7 protein-coding genes and 2 pseudogenes are annotated in these 5,982 nt (G+C 48.5%); all 9 read right to left on the minus strand.

The annotated features are described in order from the left end of the window. On the minus strand, nt 1-708 hold a 708-nt coding region (locus AQR02_RS14070), incomplete at its 3' end, for a CinA family nicotinamide mononucleotide deamidase-related protein (RefSeq protein WP_148449158.1). Nucleotides 709-752: 44 nt separating this feature from the next. Beyond that, nucleotides 753-1,339 (minus strand): annotated as a pseudogene (gene pgsA, locus AQR02_RS14075) (CDP-diacylglycerol--glycerol-3-phosphate 3-phosphatidyltransferase). A gap of 154 nt (nt 1,340-1,493) precedes the next feature. Continuing rightward, nucleotides 1,494-1,985 carry a YajQ family cyclic di-GMP-binding protein gene (locus AQR02_RS14080; RefSeq protein ID WP_025704683.1) on the minus strand — a complete coding sequence of 164 codons (492 nt, stop codon included), beginning with the start codon at nt 1,983-1,985 and terminating at the stop codon, nt 1,494-1,496. Between the two features lie 224 nt (nt 1,986-2,209). Continuing rightward, on the minus strand, nt 2,210-2,371 hold the full coding sequence (locus tag AQR02_RS32870) for a hypothetical protein (RefSeq protein WP_167347618.1): 162 nt from the start codon (nt 2,369-2,371) through the stop codon (nt 2,210-2,212). An 82-nt stretch (nt 2,372-2,453) separates the two neighbouring features. Then, nucleotides 2,454-3,449 carry a helix-turn-helix domain-containing protein gene (locus AQR02_RS14085; RefSeq protein ID WP_054941025.1) on the minus strand — a complete coding sequence of 332 codons (996 nt, stop codon included), beginning with the start codon at nt 3,447-3,449 and terminating at the stop codon, nt 2,454-2,456. A 25-nt stretch (nt 3,450-3,474) separates the two neighbouring features. After that, entirely contained in the window at nt 3,475-4,242 is a 768-nt protein-coding gene (locus tag AQR02_RS14090) for a DUF3388 domain-containing protein (RefSeq protein ID WP_082451853.1), read from the minus strand. Between the two features lie 190 nt (nt 4,243-4,432). Next, nucleotides 4,433-4,693, minus strand: a complete 261-nt coding sequence (locus tag AQR02_RS14095; RefSeq protein WP_054941027.1) for a DUF3243 domain-containing protein — start codon at nt 4,691-4,693, stop codon at nt 4,433-4,435. A 141-nt stretch (nt 4,694-4,834) separates the two neighbouring features. Continuing rightward, the gene (gene ymfI, locus AQR02_RS14100; RefSeq protein ID WP_054941028.1) at nt 4,835-5,602 is read right to left on the minus strand and encodes an elongation factor P 5-aminopentanone reductase; all 768 of its coding nucleotides are present in this window, start codon (nt 5,600-5,602) and stop codon (nt 4,835-4,837) included. Then, nucleotides 5,602-5,982, minus strand: a pseudogene (locus AQR02_RS34255) (EF-P 5-aminopentanol modification-associated protein YfmH); the annotation flags it as partial. The pseudogene AQR02_RS34255 and the gene ymfI, both read right to left, overlap by 1 nt.

Here is a 5,982-nt window from a genome sequence, read left to right on the forward strand (position 1 = left end):
CTTCTCCATTGCTTCACGCTCAGAAGGCGCTTTTGTTGATATCCGTACCGTCACTTCGCCTTCCTTGGCATAAGGGGCTATCGTCGGATCGCTCTGACCCCGAATCAGATCAATCAGTTTGTCCTCGAGCAGTGATTCACCGATACCGGCGAATTTAAGCATTTTGGAGTAAATCGGCATTTCATTCGTGAGCGCATGCTGCAGCAGCCATGGCTTGGCTTTGTCAATGAACATCGGCTTCATCTCCCGCGGCGGGCCGGGAAGCACAATGTAGTATTTATCCTCATGAGCAAAAGCAAGACCCACTGCCAGACCGATTTCATTCGGCAGCGGTGTTGTTCCTTCGATAATGAGTGCCTGCTTGCGGTTGTTCTCAGTCATTACAATTTTGCGGTCATCGAAAAATCTCTGCACATGATCCATCGCAAGCTGGTCGATATGAACCGTACGGCCCAATGCTGCAGCCAGCGCTTCCTTGGTAAGGTCATCTTCGGTCGGGCCGATTCCGCCGGTGAACAGAATAATATCCGCACGGCTTTTGGCAATTTCTATGGCTTGCTGAATACGGCTGCTGTTGTCTCCAACTACTGTTTGAAAGTAGACGTCTATTCCCATCGCGGCCAGCTCTACCGATAGAAACTGCCCGTTGCTGTTTACGATTTGTCCTAGCAAAAGCTCTGTGCCTACGGCAATAATTTCTGCTTTCATAGCTGGTTTCTCCTCCTGGCTATAGGTTGGATGAGTAATTTAATCTAAGCGTTATGCAGCTCCAGCAATTCCTTGTTTTTCACAAAGTAATCAACCCCGGAGTAGATCGTGATGATAGCTGCGGCCCAAATGGCGATATCATCCACCGGGATGCTGACGAACTGAAACGGGAAATTGTTGAGCAGCAAAAGCGAAATGGCGACAATCTGTGTAACCGTCTTAATCTTGCCCCATTTGCTGGCAGCTACTACCTTGCCTTCAAGCAGTGCCACCTGGCGCAGTCCGGTTACCGCAAACTCGCGGCTGATGATTACGATAGCAATCCAGGAATCGCATCTTCCCAGCTCAACGAGCGAAATCAGTACTGCAGAAACCAGCAGCTTGTCCGCGAGCGGATCGAGCAGCTTGCCAAGATTGGTGACCATGTTATATTTCCGGGCAATGTAGCCGTCTATACCGTCCGTACTGGCGGCTAGAAGGAAAATTACAGCTGCGATCAGATGATTAACCGAAAGCTGAAATGATCCCCAATGGATAGGCTCCGGATAAAACTTAAAATTCACCAGCAAAAAAACATCATAATCGGGATAAGACAAATACGTGCAAGCGTAATGCGGTTGGGCAAATTCACTGAAGTTCCTCCCCTGATCCTTACAAATTACGAGATTCCACAATTTTCATCAAAACTGCTTAGGCTAGTATATTATAGCCATATGTAGGTGTCAAAAAAACTGAAAGCACCCCGCAAAGATGGGTGCGTAAGCACTGCGGGGTACCTCATCAGCTTACTTTAAATTGTTAAACTGCAAATCAAGCGGTAAATCGGCTTTTCGTAAAATTTGGATAATTTGCTGCAGATCATCCCGGCTTTTGCCGGTAACGCGGATTTGATCGCCTTGAATCTGGCTTTTTACCTTCAGCTTGGAATCCCGGATGAGAATATTGATCTTTTTGGCATTTTCCTGATCAATACCCTGTTTGAGACCCAGACGCTGACGGACAGTTCCCAGCGAAGCCGGCTCCACTTTGCCAAAATCCAAATTTTTGAGTGTAATTCCGCGTTTAACCATCTTCGACTGTAAAATATCAATGACAGCATTTAGCTTATATTCATCCTCAGAAGCAATAATAAGCGCGTCTTTCTCCAACTTAAGACTACTCTTGCTGTTCTTGAAGTCAAACCGGTTATCGATCTCCTTCTCAGTCTGGTGAACAGCATTTGTTAATTCCTGCATGTCCATCTTGGATACAATGTCAAATGAACTTTCCGAACTCATTATTTCACGTCCTTTGCTACAATTATTCTTTTCCTATTATATGAGAAAGGGCAGATGAAGTCTATTTATGGAAAGAAACTGCCCGGCATGCAAGAAGAAACGGCTGTGCTTCTCTTATAAAGAGAGCACCCGTTTCTGTGAAAAACAATTGTTTGTTCAAGGCCCCTCAGGCACAAACACGTCCCCCGGCAAACGCTCTTCCGGGAGACGCTGAGCAGGCACTTTTATCTGCTGCGTGCGGGAGCCCGGAACATATCCAGAATCCCCAGCACAATATGCGCCAGTCCAAAGCCCAGAATTCCATAGCCCCAGGCACTCGGTGTCAGATAATACCCGAGGAGACTGACGATAATGCCCAGCCCTGTTACGATCCAGCTAACGGTCATGAGTGAATACACCTCACTTTGGCGTAAGAACTGTAAGTCACTCTTAGGTTCTCCAGATTACCAAAATCTATACTCTGCTGCCTTATTCACCTGTATTGCTGCTGTCACCGTCAGTAGCGCCATCCGTTCCTGCGTTTGTAGCCTCTGGATTATCAGTGCCGGCGGAGGTGCCGTCATCCAGTTCTAGCAGCAGCCGGGATGAGGTCTTACCGTCTGTAATTTCCTGGCCATTTACCGTAATACTTGTCGCAGGAGAATATCCTGATTTGATATACATTCCTTCAGCACCAAGTGTGAAGCTCATTGTGTCGCCTGCAGCGGTATTCCCGAAGCTGAGTTTCTCGCCTTTGGAATTCTCGCCTTTGTATACTTCAAGCCAGCTTACACCGGTAGCAGCAATCTCTACCTGTACAGCACTGCCTGAAGGAGCAGTCACTTTAAAAACAGTCGTTTTGCCCGATTTGCGGTCTTCAGTAACCGTAACCGGCAAATTAGACGGCGAAGGAATTGGTGTAGCTGTCGGAGCTACAGTAGCTGTGGCTGTCGCTTCACCCGCTGCGGCACCATCCGAAGCTGTAGGTTCGCCCCCGACAATTCCGCCGCCCACCGCCGTTGGTGACGGCTGAATCTTGGAGGGATCCTGCTGCTCTTTCGTCAAATTAGCTGAATCCACCTTCTCAGGATCAGCCTTGTCCATGTTCGAAGAAGCATACAAATAAATCACTACGATAATCAACACGGGGAAAGTCCACATCAGGACTGTCGGCAGCCACTTCGCGTTCCGTTCGGTTTCAGGTCTGCGGCTGCGTTTCTGAATAACTGTCTCCATCGTTGTATCCACTGGAGCCGCCGGTACATTGCCGTGCTCCTCCATCAGCTCGTCCGGATTGACTCCGACCGCTTCCGCGTAGGTTTTGATAAATGCCCGGACATAAAAACTTCCCGGGAGAACCTTATAATCCCCCGCTTCGATGGCTTCTAAATATTTCTTACGGATTTTCGTTACTTCCTGGACATCGTCAAGACTCATCCCTTTTTGCAGACGTGCCTCCTTCAAATGCCGGCCCAGTTCCGACATACCATCACCTCCAAAAAATTAATTGTTATAAATCATCACTGTAGCTCGTCGTAAACGAGTCGTACAAAATCTCTTCTGCAGGGTTGTTGCGCAGTTCGATAATGATATCGAAGTCGTCAAAGGTATACTCGGATTCCCGTACAAAAATATCCGGATGCTCAATCACTTTCGTACTCGGCATACCCATAACTTGCTGCAGCAGATTATAATGCTTCTCGTTAGAGCGGATTGTGCTTACAATGCCGTCAATAATGAAGACATTATGCGGATTCATTTCATCCTCAGCCAGCTGGCTGCGCACGGTTTGCCGCAAAAGTGTTGATGATACAAACGTCCAGCGCTTCTGAGCGCAGACACTGCCGGCGATAATAGATTCCGTTTTGCCTACACGCGGCATGCCCCTTAGTCCTATAACCTGATTGCCTTCCCTTTTAAACAATTCACCGAGGAAGTCCACGAGCAGCCCCAGCTCGTCCCGGGTAAAGCGGAATGTCTTGCGGTCATCCGAATCCCGGTCAATATATCGTCCATGACGGACGGCCAGCTTATCCACAAGACGTGGAGAACGCAGTGCCGTAACCGTAATATTATCCACTTTTTTGAGCATTTCACCCATCAGCATAATCTTTTCATCATCGCTTGTTTCAAGCAGCATTCCGCGGGTTTTGCCTTCCACACCGTTAATGGTCAGAATATTGACTTCCAGCATTCCGAGCATTGAAGCGATATCTCCAAGCAGACCGGGTCTGTTCTTATGTATCTTGTACTCCATATACCACTGTTTATATTCCACTGATTTGCACCTCATAGATTCCTTTTCCCTATAGACTTTGCCACATCACAAATGAAAACGGCTATGCCGTCCTTAAATGTCCGGTTTCGTCACGGGTCATGTTAATGATATATAAAATGAAAATGAAAGGCAAGGTCACTGCTGTAATAATTGCAGAAAAGCTCCCGCGAGGGGAGCTTATTCCGCATGCCTATGCGTTTTTCTTCGCCAGCTTGACCATGAGTCCAGCAATGGTATGCTTCTCATCGTCCGTACCGACATCCCACAGCTCTTTGATCGCACGGTTAGAGTAGTTGCCCGGATCGACTTTTTTGTCGAGGAATTCCCCGATTTCAAAAGCCAGCTTGGTGATGGTTTCATCGCTCATCCCCATTTTTTCAGCCTGAATGACCCGTTCACCCAAAAAGCTCTTCCATGTATCAAAGTTCTTCACTACGGTTTCTGTTGACATCTTAAATCCTCCTTCATGTTTACGGTCCGCCCGCCTGATTCAGGTGACAGCCGCCTTACGTGATGATTTAAAAGCAACAGTATTAATATGTCTCGTACGTATTCTTCTTATGCTGGAGCATTTCTCCAAGCTGGCCGGATATTATGTAATCCAACCGCCGTTCGGACTGATTACCTGACCCGTGATATAGCCGGATTCCGGAAGGGCAAGAAAATAAACAAGCGAAGCCACTTCCTCCGGTGACGCCAGACGGCCCGCAGGGATTTCGTCCTCCAGCATCCGCAGCTCGTCTTCCTGCAGATTGTTCAGCATGGCTGTGTTGACTGCTCCGGGAGCCACAGCATTCACCGTTACCCCTGAAGGAGCCAGCTCCTTAGCCAGCGCCTTCGTGAAAGCATTCACACCGCCCTTGCTGGCGGAATAAGCCACCTCACAGGAAGCGCCGGAAATCCCCCATACGGAGGATACATTGATAATCCGGCCGTACCGCTGGGAAATCATGTAGGGCATAAAGATCTGGCTGCACAAAAAAGTACCCTTTAAGTTGACCGCCATAACCTCATCCCATTCTTCCTCGGTCACATCAGCAAGCATGCCATAATGCGCCTTTCCAGCATTGTTGACCAGAATATCAGGAAGCATGCCGCTGCTATCCAGCCTTTCAGCCATACGCAAAAGCTGGCTGCGGTCTTTCATATCCGCAGCCACAGTCATTACCTTAGCTCCCAGCGCCAGACAGCGCCGGGCTACATCATTTGCCGCTTCATGCGAATGCATATAATGAATGACAATGTTCATCCCTACAGAAGCAAAGCGTTCAGCGATGGCTCCGCCGATCCCCCCGCTGCCCCCTGTAATGAGCACGGTCATTTCCCCTATAGGTTTGCTGCTCTCTCCCGGTAAGGCCATTAAGGACTCACCACAAGCGACACGGCTAGCTGTTCCCAGTCCACATGGTCATGCAGGCGGGTATTAACCTCATCCAGCGTAATGGATTCATAGATTGGAAGCACTTCGAACAGGTCACCCCCGCGGAACTGGTAACGTGTGAATTCGTGGGCAATACTCTCCGGTGAATTCAGCATCCGCAGATAACCACCGATTTTCTTTTTGCGTGCCCGTTCAAAATCCTTCTCTGCAAATCCGGATTCAAGAACCGCATTGATTTCTTCTTTGATCCGCTCCAGGAGCAGACCCGGGTCTTTGGTATCTCCGCCAATCGCTGAGAAAGCATATTGCGGGGAACTGTTAAATTCATGTCCGAAGCTGTCGGAGATTAATTCTTCGTC

Origin of the sequence: Paenibacillus ihuae (genome assembly GCF_001368795.1) — a bacterium.
GTDB classification, from domain to species: Bacteria; Bacillota; Bacilli; order Paenibacillales; family Paenibacillaceae; genus Paenibacillus_AQ; species Paenibacillus_AQ ihuae.